11 protein-coding genes are annotated in these 18,655 nt (G+C 63.0%); 7 read left to right on the top strand and 4 right to left on the bottom strand.

The annotated features are described in order from the left end of the window. Positions 1–181 precede the first annotated feature (181 nt). The 5 genes from dsrA (at position 182) to ACV4UY_RS10295 (ending at position 7,321) form a co-directional block, all read left to right on the top strand. Positions 182–1,444, top strand: a complete 1,263-nt coding sequence (gene dsrA, locus ACV4UY_RS10315; RefSeq protein WP_491607511.1) for a dissimilatory-type sulfite reductase subunit alpha — start codon at positions 182–184, stop codon at positions 1,442–1,444. 73 nt (positions 1,445–1,517) lie between these two features. Beyond that, positions 1,518–2,594 (top strand): dissimilatory-type sulfite reductase subunit beta, encoded by a 1,077-nt coding sequence (gene dsrB / locus ACV4UY_RS10310; RefSeq protein WP_491607510.1) that lies wholly within the window; start codon positions 1,518–1,520, stop codon positions 2,592–2,594. Positions 2,595–2,605: 11 nt separating this feature from the next. Next, on the top strand, positions 2,606–4,336 hold the full coding sequence (locus ACV4UY_RS10305; protein WP_491607509.1) for an NAD(P)-binding protein: 1,731 nt from the start codon (positions 2,606–2,608) through the stop codon (positions 4,334–4,336). A 21-nt stretch (positions 4,337–4,357) separates the two neighbouring features. After that, positions 4,358–4,723 (top strand): hypothetical protein, encoded by a 366-nt coding sequence (locus tag ACV4UY_RS10300; RefSeq protein WP_491607508.1) that lies wholly within the window; start codon positions 4,358–4,360, stop codon positions 4,721–4,723. A 531-nt stretch (positions 4,724–5,254) separates the two neighbouring features. After that, positions 5,255–7,321 (top strand): HD domain-containing phosphohydrolase, encoded by a 2,067-nt coding sequence (locus ACV4UY_RS10295; protein ID WP_491607507.1) that lies wholly within the window; start codon positions 5,255–5,257, stop codon positions 7,319–7,321. Between the two features lie 128 nt (positions 7,322–7,449). Here the strand turns inward: ACV4UY_RS10295 and ACV4UY_RS10290 are convergent, their stop codons facing one another. Next, positions 7,450–8,262, bottom strand: coding sequence for a hemerythrin domain-containing protein (locus ACV4UY_RS10290; protein ID WP_491607506.1), 813 nt, complete (start codon positions 8,260–8,262; stop codon positions 7,450–7,452). Positions 8,263–8,457: 195 nt separating this feature from the next. Between ACV4UY_RS10290 and ACV4UY_RS10285 the strand changes: the two genes are divergently transcribed. Then, positions 8,458–10,059: an alkaline phosphatase D family protein gene (locus ACV4UY_RS10285; RefSeq protein WP_491607505.1), complete on the top strand. Its 1,602-nt coding sequence runs from the start codon at positions 8,458–8,460 to the stop codon at positions 10,057–10,059. 217 nt (positions 10,060–10,276) lie between these two features. Here the strand turns inward: ACV4UY_RS10285 and ACV4UY_RS10280 are convergent, their stop codons facing one another. The 3 genes from ACV4UY_RS10280 to ACV4UY_RS10270 are packed head-to-tail and all read right to left on the bottom strand — an operon-like array spanning position 10,277 to position 18,058. Beyond that, a complete protein-coding gene (locus ACV4UY_RS10280) occupies positions 10,277–12,526 on the bottom strand; it encodes a response regulator (RefSeq protein WP_491607504.1) in 2,250 nt (749 codons plus the stop codon). Continuing rightward, on the bottom strand, positions 12,523–15,699 hold the full coding sequence (locus tag ACV4UY_RS10275; RefSeq protein WP_491607503.1) for a 7TM diverse intracellular signaling domain-containing protein: 3,177 nt from the start codon (positions 15,697–15,699) through the stop codon (positions 12,523–12,525). The genes ACV4UY_RS10280 and ACV4UY_RS10275 overlap by 4 nt, the downstream gene beginning before the upstream one ends. A gap of 7 nt (positions 15,700–15,706) precedes the next feature. Then, a complete protein-coding gene (locus ACV4UY_RS10270; protein WP_491607502.1) occupies positions 15,707–18,058 on the bottom strand; it encodes a bacteriohemerythrin in 2,352 nt (783 codons plus the stop codon). A gap of 266 nt (positions 18,059–18,324) precedes the next feature. On the opposite strand from ACV4UY_RS10270, the gene ACV4UY_RS10265 reads away from it, so the two are divergent. Further along, on the top strand, positions 18,325–18,655 hold a 331-nt coding region (locus ACV4UY_RS10265), incomplete at its 3' end, for a response regulator (RefSeq protein ID WP_491607501.1).

Below are 18,655 nucleotides of genomic sequence, written 5' to 3'. Positions count from 1 at the left end.
TGGGGAAACACCCCCACCCCACCCGAAGATCACCTTGCGGAAGGGGCGAAGTAAACTTGGCCTGATGGGGGGAGCCCCCTCACCCCCGACCGTGGATCTCTCTGACGGGAGTTTGACGGTAAAATAAGAATCAATATAAGAATCGTCTTTGGTTTTTCATAAGCGTCACGGGAGCGACCTCATGAGCGAACAACAAAAAAAAAATGATGAAAAGTTTCAACTCAACCCAACCCCAATGATCGACGAGCTGGAAAAAGGGCCTTGGCCGAGCTTCGTCAAGGGGTTCAAGGAGACCGCCCAACGCACCGGCAAGACCATGGTGCGCGGGGTGCTCGATCAGCTCAATTACTCCTACGAGACCCGCATGGGGTACTGGAAAGGAGGCGTGGTCGGCGTGCATGGATACGGCGCCGGCATCATCAGCCGCTACAGCATGATCGGTGACAAGTTCCCCGAAGCCACCGAGTTCCACACCATGCGCATCCAGCCGGCCCCCGGTCTGCACTACAGCTCCAAGTCCCTGCGCGAGATCTGCGACATCTGGGAGAAATACGGCTCCGGCCTGCTCTCCATGCACGGCCAGACCGGCAACCTGCAACTCCAGGGAATCAAGGCCGAAAACGTCCAGGCCTGCTTCGACGAACTCAACCGGCTCGGCTGGGATCTGGGCGGCGCCGGTGCCACCGTGCGCACCGGTCTCTCCTGCGTCGGCCAGGCCCGCTGCGAACAGGCCTGCTACGACACCCTGCATGTCCATGGCAAGGTGCTCTCCTACTACGCCGATCTCACCCACCGTCCGCAACTCCCCTACAAGGCCAAATTCAAGTTCTCCGGCTGCCCCAACGACTGCACCAACAGCATCCAGCGCAGCGACTACTCGGTGATCGGCACCTGGCGCGACGACATCAAGATCGATCAGGCCGAGGTGGCCAACTTCATCGACGCCAAGGGGCTCGACTACCTGGTCAACAACGTCATCACCCGCTGCCCCACCAAGGCCATCACCCTGAAAGGCAATGAGATGGTCATCGACAACCGGGACTGCGTGCGCTGCATGCACTGCCTGAACGTCATGCCCAAGGCCCTCTCCCCCGGCGACGATCGCGGCATCACCCTGCTGGTCGGCGGCAAGGGACACCTGAAGGTCGGCAACATGCTCGGTTCCGTGATGGTCCCCTTCATGAAGATGGAGACCGACGAGGATGTGGATGCCTTCATCGAACTGGTGGACCGCATGATCGACTACTGGTCGGAAAACGGTCTGGATCACGAGCGCATCGGCGAGTGCATCGAACGGGTGGGCATTCAACAGTTCCTGGATGCCGTCGGCCTGGAAGCCACGGTGGAAATGATCGCCCATCCGCGCGACAACCCGTTCTTCAAGGCGGGCGAGTACAAGGCCGACGACGAGAAGGATGACGACGAAGAGCGCGACGCCGCCTGATGGCGCGTGTCCATCCACTGTTCGTCCATCCCGATCCATTGAATCGATCCTATCTTAGGGAGTTGCAGCACCCATGGCTACCGAGCGTACCTGGAAAACCATCGAAAACGGTCCACACGAGCTGGACGAGTTCCTCCACCCCGTCAGCCTGAAAAACTATGGCAAGTGGAAATACCACGAACGGCCCCGTCCCGGCGTCTTGAAGCATGTCGCCGAGAGCGGTGACGTGCTCTTCACCGTGCGCGCCGCCACCCATCGTCAGGTGACGGTCGATATCGTGCGGCGCCTGTGCGACCTGGCCGACCGCTTCGCGGATGGTCATCTGCGCTGGACCGTGCGCAACAACGTGGAGTTCATGACCCCCAACGCCGCCAACGTCGATCCCCTGATCGCCGCCTTGGAGGCCGCCGGTCATCCGGTGGGCGGCACCGGCCCGTCGGTGAGCGCCATCGCCCACACCCAGGGCTGGCTGCACTGCGACATCCCCGCCGTGGACGCCTCGGGCGTGGCCAAAAGCATCATGGATGCCCTGTTCCACGACTTCGCCCACGAGGAGATGCCCAACCGCGTCCGCCTCACCACCTCCTGCTGCGAAATCAACTGCGGGGGTCAGGCCGACATCGCCGTGGTGGTGCAACACACCCGTCCACCGCGCATCAACCACGAAATCCTCGCCAACGTCTGCGAAATGCCCAGCACCGTGGCCCGCTGCCCGGTGGCCGCCATCCGTCCCACCACGGTCAACGGCAAGCCCTCGCTGATGGTCGTCGAAGAGAAGTGCATCTATTGCGGCGCCTGCTTCGGCGCCTGCCCGGCCATGGAAATCAACCATCCGGAACACTCCAGGCTGGCCATCTGGGTGGGCGGCAAAAACTCCAACGCCCGCACCAAGCCCGGCAACATGAAACTGGTCGCCCACGGCCTGCCGAACAATCCGCCGCGCTGGCCCGAAGTCTCCGAACTCCTCAAGCGCATCCTGGCCGCCTACAAGGCCGGGGGTCGCGACTGGGAGCGCCTGGGCGAGTGGATCGATCGCATCGGCTGGAAGCGGTTCTTCGAGGAGACCGGTCTGCCGTTTGACAAGTTCATGATCGACAACTATCGTCATGCGCGCGTCTCGTTCAATCAATCCGCCCACATCCGGTTTTGACAGAGGCGCTCATGATCGCGACCAATCCCTATTATCAGTCCGCCAAGGAGTGGGTTTATCAACCCTTCGTCGTTGAGCAGGGACTGGACCGCGTGGTCGCCTATGGCGACCGCAGCGGCAAATGTCCCACCTATGTGGAGCGGGTGCCGCCCTGCTCCAACGCCTGCCCGGCGGGCGAGGACATTCGCGGCTATCACAACCTGATCCGCGGCGTCTGGAAGGATGGCCCGGATCCCTGGGCTGCGGCGTTCCATCGGCTCACCCGCACCAATCCGTTTCCGGCGGTGATGGGACGGGTCTGTCCGGCGCCGTGTCAGGGTGGCTGCAACCGGCAGTATCGGGACGAAACCATCCACATCAACGCCGTGGAGCAGGCGATCGGCAATTACGCCATCGAAAAGGGACTCGCCTTCCCGAAACCGACGAAAAAAACCGGCAAACGGGTGGCCGTGGTCGGTTCCGGACCGGGCGGTTTCTCGTGCGCCTATCAACTCGCCCTGCGCGGTCACGACGTGGTGATTCTGGAAGCCCATGACAAGCCGGGCGGCATGATGCGCTACGGCATCATGGGGTATCGCGTCAGTCGCGAGGTGCTGGAGGCCGAGTGCCAACGGATCCTCGACCTGGGCGTGAAACTCCAATGCGGGGTGAAAGTGGGCGTCGATGTGTCGCTCGAGCAACTCTCCCGCGACTACGACGCGGTGTTCCTGGCGGTCGGCGCGCAAAAGGGGCGTGGACTGCCGATTCCGGGCGCCAACGGCGCCAACGTCACCAATGCCATCGACTTTTTGCGCCAGTTCGCGCTGGAAGGCGAAAACATGCCGATCGGCTCGCATGTGGCGGTGATCGGCGATGGCGACGTGGCCATGGACGTGGCGCGTCTGGCGTTGCGTCTGGGATCCAAGGCCACCTTGATCTCCGCCGTGCCGCGCGAGGAGATGAAATGTTCCGGCTACGAGTTCGACGAAGCGTTGGCCGAAGGGACCGAGATGGTCTACCAGTCCGGCACCGTCGAAGTGGTGCGCGATGGCGAGCGGGTGACCGGCTTGAAGTGCATCAAGATGGTCAAGAAGGAGAAAGGCGAGGAGGGATGGAACCATCCGATTCCGTTCTTCCGCTTCAAGCCTCAGGCCGGCACCGAGTTCATCATCGCGGCGGACCAGGTGGTGGCCTCCATCGGCCAGTCCACGGACATGACCGGTCTCGAGTCGGCCACCGGCGGCACGCCGTGGTTGAAGGTCGATCACAACCAGAAAATCGAAGGACTGAACAACGTCTTCGGGGGCGGCGACGCAGTGGCCATCACCCTGCTCACCACCGCCATCGGCCATGGCCGCAAGGCTGCGGAGTCCATCGATCTGCTGTTGAACGGCAAGCCCCTGCCCGCCAAGCCGCAACGGCGCGACGTGATCAAGTACGACAAGCTCAAGTCCGACTACTTCGTCCAGTCACCGCAACAGAAACGTTCGGTGGACCATCCGGAGGTGGTGAAGGGATCGTGGCGCGAGGTGCTGGTTCCGTTGTCGCGCGAGCAGGCCGCCGCCGAATCCGGGCGCTGCATGAGCTGCGGTCTGTGCTTTGAGTGCAACCAGTGCATGCTGTTCTGTCCCCAGCATGCCATCACCAAGTTCGGCGGCAATCCCGAGGGCGAGGTGATGTTCACCTACTACGAACGCTGCGTGGGGTGTCACATCTGTGCGGAGATTTGTCCGACCGGATACATCGACATGGGCATGGACTGATCGGTCGAGGAGCGAGAGAACATGGACAAATCCGCCATGCTGAAACGTTTGGATGAGGCGATCGCCGAGGCGCGCGGCTGGGCCACGAGCGGCTGGACCATGACGTTCGGTCGCAACGCGGTCCGGATCGGCTCCCTGCCCGAAGCCAGGGCGCAATCGGACCGGTTCGTCAACCGTCAGGAGGCGTTGGCCTACTGGCGTAGCGTCGCCGAGGCCGGCGAGGAGACTGCGGCACAGGGGGAGAAGGCCAAGGCCGCCCTGGAACGCGGGGACCTGCGCCTGGCCGAGGGCGCGGTCTACTTCGCGCTGCTGGTGGAAAAAAGGCTCAACAAGCCCAGCTCCACCTGGGAGCCGTTGTTGACCGGCATGCGCGCGCTGGCCGCGTGATCGCGTTGAATTGAAGTCTCACGGGGGGCGGGGTGTGGACCGCCTCGTCCCCCGGTCGTGTCGCACGCCACCGCCATGAGGCGCCAACCGCCCCTGGGCGTCCTTCCTTGGGATCTTCCGATTGGCCCGAACGGTCACCGATTGGGGCCCAGATGCTCCTTGCCGCATTGCGGGCAACGCCAGGTTCGTCCTCCGCCCATCCACAGATCGTTGTTCTGCCTCAAACAGTCGGTGCAGAGCGCGAAGCCGCACGCACAGGCCCAGGTGAAACCAGGGTCCGCGTGACAGGCCAGGCAAGCGGGAAACGTTTTGCCGCTTTTGCGGGTTCGGGAGGTTTTATCGGAGATCATGACCAACTCTGATGAAAAGGGGCACCATCAACACTTGCATGCAGAAATGCAGTCCATTAGTCTAAATATGATGATCCAGGAAAGATTGTAAGGCAAGCAGGTTCGATTGCTCCCCTGCGTTTCTGTTGCCGGCATGGTTTGGCGATGACCTTGAACGCATGCTTTTAAAAGGTGATTCCCGATGAGTCTCGAAATGAATGCAGAGGAAGGCTCCGCCTTGATCCAGGCCCTGCGGGTGCTGGAGCGCTCCAAGGTGTCGAAATCCGACCTGCGCGCCAGCTTGAACGCCATGGTCAAGGGCTACGAAAAACTCGTCAAGGAGAGCAGAAAAAGCCTGCGCAAGAACGAACGCGACGAAGAGCGGCTCATCCAGGCCCAAGCCACCCTGGAGCGGCATCAAAACGAACTGCTCGAGGCGAACCGCAAGCTCTCCGAGCACGAACGGCTGCTGGAAGAGACGGTCCGCCAGAACACCGAAGATCTGGTGGGCGCCAAGGCGCGCATGCAGAAACTCATCCAGCTGGGCATCTCCCTGGCCCAGGAGCGGGAGATCGACCGTCTGCTCGAGAATATCCTGTTGGGCGGCAAGGAGCTGACCAATGCCGATGCCGGCACGCTCTATCTGCGCTCCAAGGACGACCAGCTGAAATTCACCATCGTGCGCACCGACTCCCTGGGCATCGCCATGGGTGGGGTGGGCAAAAAACCGGCCACCCTCCCCCCGGTGCAGATGAAAAAGGAGGACGGCACCCCCAACATGGTGAATGTGGCCGCCTATGCCGCCAATACCGGTCACACGGTGGTGATCGCCGATGCCTATGACAACACCGAATTCGATTTTTCCGGCGTGCGCAAGTTCGACGCAGCCACCGGCTTCCGTTCCCAATCCTTCCTGACCGTACCCCTGACCCCGCGCGGTGGCAAGGTGATCGGCGTGATGCAGTTGATCAACGCCATCGATCCGGAAACCGGCCAGGTGGTCCCCTTCGATCCGGAGATCGTCAATCTGGTCGAGGCCCTGGCCGCCCAGACCTCCATGACCCTGGACAATCAACTGCTCCTCCAGGCCCAGAAAGATCTCTTCGACGCCTTCATCCGGTTGATCGCGGGTGCGATCGACGCCAAGTCGCCCTACACCGGCGGTCACTGCGAGCGCGTGCCGGAACTGGCGCAGATGCTGGCCCTGGCGGCCAGCGAAAGCAACCATCCCAATTTCGCCGATTTCTCGATGACCGACGACGAGAAACAGGAGATGCGGATCGCCTCCTGGCTGCACGACTGCGGCAAGGTGACCACCCCGGAGTATGTGGTGGACAAAGCCACCAAGCTCGAAACCATCTACAACCGCATTCACGAGGTGCGGATGCGCTTCGAGGTGCTGCATCGCGACGCCCGCATTGCCTGTCTGGAGGATGTGATCGACCGGGGCGCCCCGCGCGAGGCCCGCGAAGAGGAGATGCGGGCCACCCAGGCGGCGTTGCAGGAAGAGTTCGCCTTCATCGCCAAGGCCAATGTGGGCGGCGAATTCATGACCGCGGCGGACAAGGACCGGGTGCGCGCCCTGGCGCAACGCACCTGGATCCGCTATTTCGACGACAGTCTGGGGCTCTCCCATGCGGAGATCAGGCGGCGCAAGGAAATGCAGAACGCGGTCGGCGTGGAAGAGTTCCTGTTGACCGACAAGGTGGAACACATCATCCCGCGCGAAAACGACACCAAGACCCGCGACGAGTCGTTGGGGATCAAGATGCCGGCTCCGGAGCATCTTTACAACCTCGGCGAGGTGTACAACCTCTGCATCGAGCGCGGCACCCTGACCGCCGAGGAGCGCTACAAGATCAACGAGCATGTGGTCCAGACCCTGGCCATGCTCGAAAACCTGCCCTTCCCGGACAACATGGCGCGGGTGGCAGAGTTCGCCGGCGCCCACCACGAGACCATGCACGGCACCGGCTATCCGCGCAAGCTCAAGCGCGAGGAGATGTCCCTGCCGGCGCGGATCATGGCCATCGCGGATATCTTCGAGGCCCTCACCGCCACGGACCGTCCCTACAAGGAGCCCAAAACCCTCAGCCAGGCGATGAAAATCATGGGCTTCATGCGCAAGGATGGCCACATCGATCCGGATCTGTTCGAGCTGTTCCTGGTGAGCGGCGTCTACCGTCAGTACGCGGAGCGGTTCATGGATGCGAAGTACATCGACGAGGTGGATGTGGCGTCGTATATCCCGGCAAAGCCTCCCGCCTGATTTTTCCAGGTTTATCGGACTCTCACCAACGGGTCAGGCACGCCAGCCTGACCCGTTTTGATTGTGCGGGGCCTGTTTCCCTCATGGAATCTCAACCGCGCCAGAGGGACGAACCATCCGCATCCCCCTCAACCCGCCTCCACCAGCCCGTACCCCTGCCGGATCCACTCCTGAATCCCGCCGATCAACTCGCATGCCTTGAGGTCGTGCTCCTGAAAGGACTCCAGGGCAATGGCCGCGCGCGGTCCGGAACGGCAGATCAGCACGTACAGGGCGTCCGGATCGAACCCATCCGGATCGAAACGGGTCGCGAAAGAGTGCCGGAACGGTCCGGTATCCTGACGATCGATCAGGTTGTGGTCGCACGGAAACAACTCGGAGCCGGTGATGATCCCCTCGGCGTGCTCGCTTTCGGTGCGCAGATCCAACAGCACCATGCCGGGTTTGCCCAACTCGATGGCGCGGTGCAGATGCTGCACCGAGATCATCTCGTTGAAGAGCGCCTTTTCGGTGATCTCGCGGGTTTCGGCCCATGCGAAACAGCCCCGGTATTGGCGATCGTCCTGGTTGATGTGGGTCTGCAACCAGTCCAGCAGGAAACTCTCCAGATGGACGATCGCCTCGGAACGGCGCGCCGCCACATCCCTCTCCAGTTGCCGCAGATGGCGGATCAACTGCTGGTGCAGGCCGATGTGCGTCTCCAGATGGGCATAGCCGTGCTGGCGCATCAGCGCCTCTTCGGCCTCGAAATGCTCGTGGGTGTATTTATCCAGGCGCGGAAAGAGCGAATCGACCTGATCCCACTCATCCTCGAAGGGGGCCCGTTCCCCGAACCGCTTGGCCAGTCGCTCGAACTCGATCACATAAAACAACAGACGCTGGTGATCGTTGTTGAACCGCTCGACGCCGACATCGGCGATGAAAAGCGCTTGTTCACTCATGGGGCCACCCCGTTCCTGGCGAGAAGGAGATTATTTACACGAGTTTAGCGTTAAATTTCGGTTGCGGTCAAGGTGAACGCATGATAAGAATGAATCGTTTTCTTCAACAGAATTCAGGCCATCCAGCCCCTCCTCCGGACCACCGCGCGGGACGGGTGTCGGATCGCCCTCCGATCCGTCAGGAGCGCCCACGCCATGCGCATCACGCCCACACGCCGGACCGATCCGACCCGCCGCGCCTTCCTGGGCCGAATCGGCGCCCTGGCCACACTCGCTGCCCTGCCCGAAGCGGGATGCGCGGGTTTGCAACCGGTCGGACCCGCGCCATCGCATACCCCCTTCACCCTCGGTGTCGCCAGCGGTTCCCCCACGGTGGATGGTTTCGTGCTCTGGACCCGGCTGATGGGGCCGGAGATCCCGGCGAACCAGCCGGTGCGGGTCGGGTGGGAACTGTTCGAGAACGGGAATCCCCAGCGGATCCTCCGGCAAGGCCAGACGGTCGCCCTGCCCGAGCTTGCCCATTCGGTGCATGTGGAGGTGAACGGGTTGGCGCCGGATCGCTGGTACGGATACCGTTTCCGGCTGGGCGATCAGATCAGCGACGCGGGACGCGCCCGTACCCTGCCCCCCACCGGTTCCATGCCGGCGCGCCTGCGCTTTGCCTACGTCTCCTGCCAGCATTGGGAACAGGGGTATTACGCGGGCTATCGGCACATGCTCGACGAGGGGATCGATTTCGTCCTGTTCGTCGGGGATTACATCTACGAATACGCCTCGAGCAGCAGTTCCGTGGCGGTGCGACACCACAACCTGCCCGTGGCGCGCACCCTGGACGATTTCCGCGCCCGCTACGCGGTCTACAAGAGCGATCCCGACCTGCGACGCATGCAGGCCCACTGTCCCTGGCTCTTGACCTGGGACGATCACGAGGTGGAGAACGACTACATCAACCTGCACTCGACCAACGGCACCGAAAACTTCCCGGCTGTGCGCGCGGCGGCCTATCAGGCCTACTACGAGCACATGCCGTTGCGGGCCGCGACGCTCACCGAGGGGGTGGCGGGTCTGGCGCGCGGCGCGGAGCTTAAAATCCGCGCTCGCTGCGAATGGGGCGACCTGGCGACCTTTCACCTGCTGGATGGCCGGCAGTACCGGGATGGACCGGTGTGCCGGGAGGGGTTCGGCCCGGTGCTTCGGGCCTTCTGCGTGCCGCCGGATCCCAGGCGGAGCATGCTGGGCATGGCCCAGGAGCGCTGGCTGGAAGCAGGGATCGCACAATGCGCCCGAGAGAAGAAAACGTGGAACATCCTGGTGCAACAGAGTCGTTTCACGCCGGCCAACTATCCGGATGGGGCGGGGATCAAGGCATCGGTGGATCGGTGGGATTCGTTCCCGGAGGCGCGTCAACGGATTCTGGATGCCCTGGTGGCCCACAAACCGCGCAACACCCTGGTGATCGGTGGAGATCTGCATCAGAACTGGGTGGCACGGGTGCATCGCGATCCGTATGACGTGAACTCGCCGGTGATCGCCAGCGAGTTCACCGGCACCAGCATCTCCTCGTACATGGGACGCAAGCTCGAATCCGCGCAACGGGAAGCGGCGCGCAATCCTCACTGTCTGCTGGCGGACACCACGCGACGCGGTTACGGGGTGGTGACCCTGACCCCGGAACGGGCCGAGGTCGATCTGCGCGTGCTGGCCGATGTGCGCGATCCGTCGTCGGCCCTCACCACCCTGGCCCGTTTCGTGGTCGAGGATGGCAAGCCGTTGCGCCGGGTGGAGGGTGGAGGATAGAGTCGCTCCGCGGACTCCAGGATGGCATCGTCCGGCTTCATCCTTCAAGTTGTACCGTGGAACGCCCGTAAGGGAGGTCCACGGTAAAAAGCGGAAACGAAGCTCGCCAAGGCTGCGCGCGGCGCCTTTTTCGCAAAAGACGCGAAAAAGGTTTTTTTGAGAAGAGCGCGCTCAAGTCAGCCTCCATTTCGTCCAGCGAATGGGACTCCAGGGCAAATCACGTCGAACCCCAGTACCCGCGCAACAAGGTGGCGGCGCGGCGCGCAGCCTCTTCGAACGCCCGCGCCGCTTCGGGCATGGCATGGGTCCGGGAGATCTCCGCCTCCAGAGCACCCGACAACCGTTCCAGCTCCGCCAACCCGTAACTGCCCGCCAGACCCGACAACTCCCGTGCCGTCTCGGCCAGACGACGGTGGGATCCCGCCACGATTTCGGCACCGACCCGTTCCAGCATCCTCGCCAGGGAGTCGTTGGCCATGCCCAGGAACCGTTCGAACCGCACCTCGCCCAGATCCTGACGAAACCCGAACAGACGCTGCTCCAGATGCAGCGCATCGCGCAACCGAACCGACTCCTCCTCCAGTTTCGGCAGCCATGCCAGCGCCTCCGCAAGCTGGCCGCGTTCGCCGATCACCTCCAGGGAGGTGGCGCAGTGGGCCAGAGCCAAGCCCCCCAACTGGGACGCGCCACCGCGCAGACCATGCGCCACCCGGATCAACGCCGCGGACTGCCCCTGCTCCACGGCGCGACGAATCGCCTCGATCCGCTCGGGCAGCAGCTTGAAGAACTTCTGAATCAGCGTCTCGAACTCCCCTTCCAACGCCTCGCGCAACCGCCCCACCGCCTGGCGGTCGAGCACCGTCATCGGACCGGAGCCCCCATCCAGGGCCAGACCATCCAGCGGCGCATCCCGTGACAACCAGCGCATGATCGCCGACTGCATGCCACGCCGGGTCACCGGCTTGGCCAGATAATCGTCCATGCCAGCGGCCAGGCACCGTTCCCGATCCCCCTGCAGCGCATAGGCGGTCATGGCCACGATGGGCATGTGACGCCCTCCGGCCTGTTCCCGCTCGCGGATCTCCCGACAGGTGGCGAACCCATCGAGCCTGGGCATCTGGCAATCCAGAAACAACAGATCAAAGCGGGCGTTCTCGAGAATTTCCAGCACCTGGCGACCATCCTCGGCAAAACTCACCTCCAGATCGAACCGTTTGAGCATGCCGCGCAGCACCGCCCGGTTGATCGGATCATCCTCGGCCACGAGAATGCGCGCCCCGCGCACGAAATCCGGATCCACCCGCGCGCCATCCATGGCCGCCACCGCCGTCTCCGGAGGGTCGCAGATGCGCATCGGCAACAGCACCACGAACTGGCTCCCCACCCCCGGTTCGCTCTCCACCTCGATCCGTCCCCCCATCAACCGCACCAGCTTGCGGGAGATCGCCAGTCCCAACCCGGTGCCGCCGAAGTGACGGGTGGTGGAACGATCCGCCTGTTCGAAAGCCTGAAAGAGCCGCGCGAACTGCTCCCGACTGATCCCAACCCCGGTATCGCGCACCTCGAAACGCAACGCCTGTCGCAACTGGGAATCGTTCACCGGTGCGGCGCTCAAGGTCACGCTCCCGATGCGGGTGAACTTCACCGCGTTGGAGAGCAGATTCACCAACACCTGTCGCAGACGGGTCGGATCGCCGAGCACCCAATCCGGCAGGTTGTCGGCGATCCGCGGCTCGAAGGCGATCTGTTTCTTGCCGGCAAACCCCTTGAACAGCAGCACCAGATCGTTGAGCAGCGCGCGGGGATCCAGGGGAATCGATTCGAGATGCAGCTTGTCGGCCTCGATCTTGGAGTAGTCGAGCACATCATCGACGATGGTGAGCAGGGAGCGTCCGGAGTTCAGGATGGCCCGCACATACTCCCGTCCGCTCTCCGGCATGTCGATCTCGGAGAGCAGTTCGGCCAGACCCAGCATGCCGTTGAGTGGGGTGCGGATTTCGTGGCTCATGGTGGCCAGGAAAGCCCCCTTGGCCTTGTTGGCCTCGTCGGCCTCCTGGTGGGACTGGATCAGCGCCCGTTTGCGCGCCTGGAGGGTCAGGTGGGTGGAAACCCGCGCGGCGACGATGGCCGGACGGATCGGCTTGGCGATGAAATCCACCGCGCCCACCTCGAACCCTCTGGTTTCGTCCTCCTCGGAGTCCATGGCGGTGATGAAGATCACCGGAATGTCGGCCAGGTGGGGCTGCCCCTTGATGCGCCGGCACACCTCGAAGCCGTTGATGCGCGGCATGACGATATCCAGCAGGATCATGTCCGGATAGGGTGCCGAGGCCAGTTTCTTGAGAGCCTGCTCGCCGGAGGTGGCCACGAACACCTGGGCCAGATACTTGAGCGCGCTCCCCAGCACATGCAGGTTGTGCTGCTCGTCATCGACGATCAGAATACGTGGCAGATTGGCTGGGTTCATGCTTCGGACTCCTCGTATCCCTCACCTTTGAAACGTTCCCGTACCGCCCAACGCATCGCATCCAGGATCGCCAGGGCCTCCTCGTTGGCAAAGGCGGCCACGCGGCTCTCCAGACGGGTTAACAGCGCACCCTCGTGACCGGCCAGCGCCCCGGCCAAAGCCGGCAACTGCTCCGAGGCACTGAAATCGCCGATCTCCAGCAAACGGGTCAACTCCCGACAGCAGCGCTCGAACGCCTCCGGATCGATGCCACCGACCCCACGGCCCGCGCCCTCGGGAGGCGGCAGCGGCGGGAGTCCGGCCAGGCCATCCAGAATCCGTTCCAACTCCCGGGCCACGCCCTCGACCTCGGCCTCCCCGGCCACGCCACGCGCCAGGGCGGCATCCAGCTCACGCGCGCGCGCGCCCAATTCCAGCATGCCGAGATTGCCGGACAACCCCTTCAAGGCATGCACCTTCGGCTTGAGCCGCGCCAATCCCCCCCGCGAAAGCTCCCCGCGCAACTCGTCCGGCACCACCCGATAATCCGCGGCAAAGGCGTTCAACGAGTGGCGCAACAGACGGCGATTGCCATGCACCAACCGCAACGCGCGTCGCCAATCGATACCCGGCAGGGCGACCTCTTCGCCATCCGGCTCCTCCTCTCTGCGCTCCAGAACGCCGGAATCCCCGTCCGTCTCCCGTTCCGGAAGCCACTCGACCAGCTTGGAGAAAAACCGTTCCGGCTCCAGGGGCTTGGCCAGATGGTCGTTCATCCCCGCCTCCAGACAGGCCAACCGATCCTCGGCCATGGCGTGGGCGGTCATGGCCAGGATCGGCCACGCCTCTCGACCCGGCAGATTCCGGATCGCGCGGGTCGCCTCCAGCCCGTTCATTCCCGGCATCTGGATATCCATCAGGATCAGATCGAAGCTCTCCAGGACCGCCAGTTCAACGGCCCGTTGTCCGGAACCGGCCACGCTCACCTCGATCCCATACCCCTCCAGAAAGGCCCGGGCGATCTGACAGTTCAGGGCCACATCATCCACCAGCAGCACCCGCGCGCCACGCAAACGGGCCAGATCCCGCGCCTCGGGTTTCCAGGCCACTCCGGGCCGGACGGAAAAACGTCGCTCCCCGACCTCTCCATCCCCGGCGAACAGACCACGCGACCACGGCAACAAGACCGTGAAGGTACTCCCCTCCCCCGCCGCGCTCGTCACATGGATCCGACCGCCCATGGCGGTCACCAGCCGCTCGCAGATCGCCAGCCCCAACCCGGTGCCGCCATGCTGACGGGCATGGGAGATGTCGCCCTGCTGAAACGGTTTGAACAGCTTGCCCAACTCCTCGGGCGCGATGCCGATCCCCTGGTCGATCACCCGAAACCGCATCCACCGTCCCTCCTCGTCCCCCGCGTCGGTTTCCACCGGTTCCACCACCAGACGCACCGCACCGCGCGGGGTGAACTTGATCGCGTTGGCCACCAGATTCAACAACACCTGGCGCAACCGCAACGGATCGCCATGCAGCACCCACTCCCCGTCGGGAAGCTCATGGTCGAAAATCAACCCCTTCTCATCCGCCTTCGGAATCATCAGCAGCACGATCTCGTCGATGACCGCGCGCAACGAAAAATCGATCCATTCGATGCGCAACTCCCCAGCCTCGATGCGCGAGAAGTCGAGGATATCGTCGATGATCCCCAACAGCGCGTGGGAGGCGTTCTGGATCACCTCGAGATGCTGACGCCGCCGGTCCGGCGCGTCATCCTGCAACACCAGATGGCTCAACCCCATGATGGCATTCATCGGCGTGCGGATTTCGTGGCTCATGTTGGCCAGAAACAGACTCTTGGCCTGGTTGGCATCATCCGCGCGCTTGCGGGCCGCCTCCAGATCGTGGGTACGCTCCAGGACGCGGGCCTCCAGTTCGCTTTTGACCCTTCGGATCGCCTCGTTCTCGCGCTGGCTGGCCAACTCCTTCTCGCGCCTCAGGATGTTGATGTGATCCACCAGCGCCAGCGACAGAAACAGGGCCTCCATCCACAAACCGAGGCGTCCCGCCCACAGGCTGAGAAACTGGGTGGGGAAATAGCCGTAAATGCGCGCCATGCTGATGGCAAAGCCCAACAACAGAAAACACCAACCCAGGATCAGGAAACGGGCCCGATCCTGACCGCGCAACCACAAGGAGATGCCGATGATCGGCATGGAGGGGAGCATGGGAATGGTCAGGAGCAGCACGGTGAGCAGACCCACCGCCTTGAAACCGAACAACACCAGACCGATCGTACCCAGCATCACCAGCATGTAAAAACGCATCAGCCGGTCCATGCGCGGGGCCAGGCGCACCGATTCCAGAAACACCCGATTGAACTGCAACCCCATGATCAGGGAGATCTGAATGGCAAGGGTGGGCACGAATTCGGTCATCCAGACCGAATCGGCGTAGAGATAGCGATGTCCCAGCCCCATGAGCGCCGTGGTGGCAATGGCATACCCGCCCACATAGGCGACATACCAGAAGTACTCGCGCATGCGCGTGGCGAAATAAAGGAACAGATTGTACACGGTCATGAAGAACAGACCGCCCAGATAAATCCCAATCCCCAGATTGTTGCGATCCCGATGCAACGAAAAGGCTTCCGGGGTCCAGATCCACACCTCGGCATCGACGAAGCCGACCTCCTCGAAGGCCAGACGGATATAAACCGTGCTCTTTTCGTGGGGGTGGCTGACCAGCGGGATGATCGGAACCTCGAAGGGCACGGTCTGGTTGGCGAGGGGACGTCGATCGCCGAGCCGCACAGGCGGAATGACGCGACCCGGAACGCGATGATGGGCATCGACGTAATCCAGGGTCGGACTCAAGGTCTGGATGTACCAGGTCACGGCGGTGGGTTCGGGATTGATCACCTGGAGCTTGAGCCACCAGGCGGATCGGGAGAGCCCCCGGCTGCTGATCGCGCCGACGGGCTGGAACCGTCTGTCCACTTCGGGACGCTCCAGATCCTCGACGGTCAGCGTGCGCTCGGCATCCTCGAGGATCTCCAGATGACCTCCGGCGGGCAAACCTTCCATGTGGGCCGCGAGCCGCAACGGAAAGATGGTCTCCGCGGCGCAAACCCCACCACCGGGCCCCATGAACCAGCAGGTCAGCAACCATGCCAGGATGCGCGTCCCCGTTCTCACCACCGAATCATTCGACTCCCTTGCTCCGCAAGAACGGCCCAAAATGCATGTCCACCCCCATGATATGCTCGATCAACCAGCTTTTGGCAATGGCCAACAGATCGATGGCCACCGCGAAGTTGCCGGCCTCGAAACGCTGGATCAATCCGACCACCGCATCGAGCAGCAATTTGTGTTCGCGCATATGCGCTTCCCGATCCGGATAGCCGTGGCGGGCGAAATAGGTCTCCTCGCGCTGGAAGTGGAACACCGTGTAATCGGCCAACTCCTTGAGCATCGCGCCCAGCACCTCGCGCCCCTGCCCCTCCTTCATGGCGTGATGGAGCCGATTCACCATGTCCACCAGCTTCTTGTGGTCGGAATCGACATCGCGGATCCCGGTGATCAGGCGATCATCCCACGGGAAGAAGGGCCGGTATTCGACGGCCAATCCGGTCTCGCCCAGATAGAGCCGATCCAGATGGAGAAAGAGCGCGCCACGCTGCTTCAGGTGGTCGATCAGCCGCCGTTCGGCCTCGACGGGGTTGCCGTCGTCCCTGACCAGGGATGCGATCGTCTCGGCGTGTTGCGTCAGACCTCGCGCCAGGTCGGCGATGGCACCGAACAGCTCGCTCTGACCGTGGGGTTGACGTGGCGCCTCCTCCAGCCACTTGAAGGCGCCGGCCACGATCCGCGCGCTCTCCCCCGCCTCGAAGGGGCGCCGCCCGCTGATCGCCATCTCCAACCGCGCCTGCAACAGCAGGAACGCCTCCTTGATGGCGCGGATATCGAACAGGGGGGTTGCACTCTCCAGATCGAGCCGGGTGGCGTAGAAGGCGTTGATCATGTCCTGGAACACCGCGCCCAACCGGTCGAACTGCATGGCCGATCCGTGCATGAGGGCGGCGGTGCGGCGGGCGTGTTCCATGTGTTCGCGCACCACGGTGGAGGCGTCGCGGGTCTTTTCCGCCGACGCCAGAATCGACCGTACCCGCGCCAACGCCTCGCCGGTGTCGGCGGCAGAGGCCTTGGCCGCCACCGCCACCTCCGAGGAGGAGCGGGCGATCTCGCTGGTGCCGAGCTTCACCTCGTCGGCGGAACGCGACACATCCGAGGCGGCCAGCATCAACCGTTCCGTCCCTTCGGCCACCTCGCTGGTGGCCTCGGCGATGCGGCGCATGTCGCGACCGATGCCCAGGGTGCTCTCCATCTGCGCGTTGACCGCGCCGGAAATCTCGGTGGTCGCATCGGTGATGCGCTCGATGCTGGTGACGATCTCATGGTTGGACTCGGCCACCGCCACGGTGGTCTGCTTGATCTCCAGGGTCCGTTCCAGGATCAGCCTGGTGGCGTTGGCGGTCTGCTGGGCCAGATCCTTCATCTCGTTGGCCACCACCGCAAACCCCCGACCCGCCTCGCCGGCCCCGGCGGCCTCGATCGAGGCGTTCAGGGCGAGCATCTTGGTCTGATCGGCGATGGTGTCGATGATCTCCACCACCTGGCTGATCTCGTGGGTGGCATCCGCCAGCCGCGACATGATCGCTTCGCTGGCGTGGGCGTGACGGCTGGTCTGATCGGATTCCCGCGCCGCCGACTCGCACTGCTGCCGGATGGTCTCCAGGGATTCGTTCATCTCGGCCACGGCGGTCGAAGCGTTCCGCACCGAGTCATCCACCTCCCCCATGCCCTGGTTGACCTGCTCGAGATTTCCCTTGATCTGCTGGGCGATATCGGCCAGCTCGGCGATCGACACACTCGACTCCTCAACCCCGGCGGCAATCGTCAGAACATTGGACGACACCTGCGCCGAGGCCGCCGAGATGGCGGTCAGATTTTCCATGGTCTCCTGAACCGAATGGGTGACCCGAACGATCTCATGGGAGAGCAGATCGTTCTGATCCGAAACCACGGTCACGTTTTCGCGGGATTTTTCCGCGTCGGTCTGGATCAGGCCGCGCATCTTCATCAGCTCGCCGGCACACGCGGTCAGGTTGCCGGCATGCAGGGCCATGACCGACTGGATTTGACCCTGCCGGGCGCACAGGTCGCGGAGATGCTCCGAAAAAAGCCGCTCCTCCGCGGACGCCCCGCCCCCTTCCAGGGTCGATCCACCCTGGATCGGCAGGGTCAAAAGCCGCCCGAGCCGCCGCAACAACCGATGGAGCAGGGTCGAGACCAGGACGACCACGCCAATCCCGACCAGGGTGACCCACAGCGCCGACCAGAACAGCAGATCCGCGATCCGGGCCGATTCGGGGATGCCCGGCTGACGGGCGATCCAGAAATCGTACCAGAGCACCCCGGCGAACAGCGCCACCGCGAGCGCCAGAATCCAATCGATGCGCACTTCAAGCGAACCGGATGAAACCGAGCGTTTCATGTATCCCTCCCTTTCCGATCGATCGGAAAGCTTTGCCAGACCCGTCCACGGAATCTGGTGAGAAACCGCCAGAAATGGTTTTTATTACTCCAAAATTCGCATCATGCCCAATCAAAATGCGCTCCTGACCTTGCCAACAGATTGCCGACAGATTGCCGACATGTTAGTATCAGGTTCACGCATACGCACGCACACCATTCTTCACATGCATCGATCCGGCATTCCGAACGGATTTTCCATCTTCGAAAGCGGGAGACAACCAGACCATGGCGCAATCATCCCCGTTGATCGGTCTGTTGGAAGACGATCCCAGCATGCGCTTTCTGATGCGTTCGTATCTGGAAAAATCGGGATTCCGGGTTCAGGCAAGCGCCACGGCAGTGGATTTTTTCGTGGCGTTCGAGCGGGAACGTCCGGACTGCCTGCTCATCGATCTGGGGTTGCCAGACGAGGATGGTCTGGTGGTGGTGCGCAAGATCCGCTATCTCTCGGACTTGCCGTTGTTCATCGTGTCGGCCCGTCAAGACGAACGGGACCGTCTGGCCCGGACTTTCTACTTGAGAAATACTTTCCAGCCCAAAAAAATCAACGAGATAG

This window comes from Candidatus Magnetaquiglobus sp. (assembly GCF_058402785.1).
Note: the sequence above shows the minus strand (reverse complement) of the source record. Positions and strands in the feature narration are given on the sequence as shown.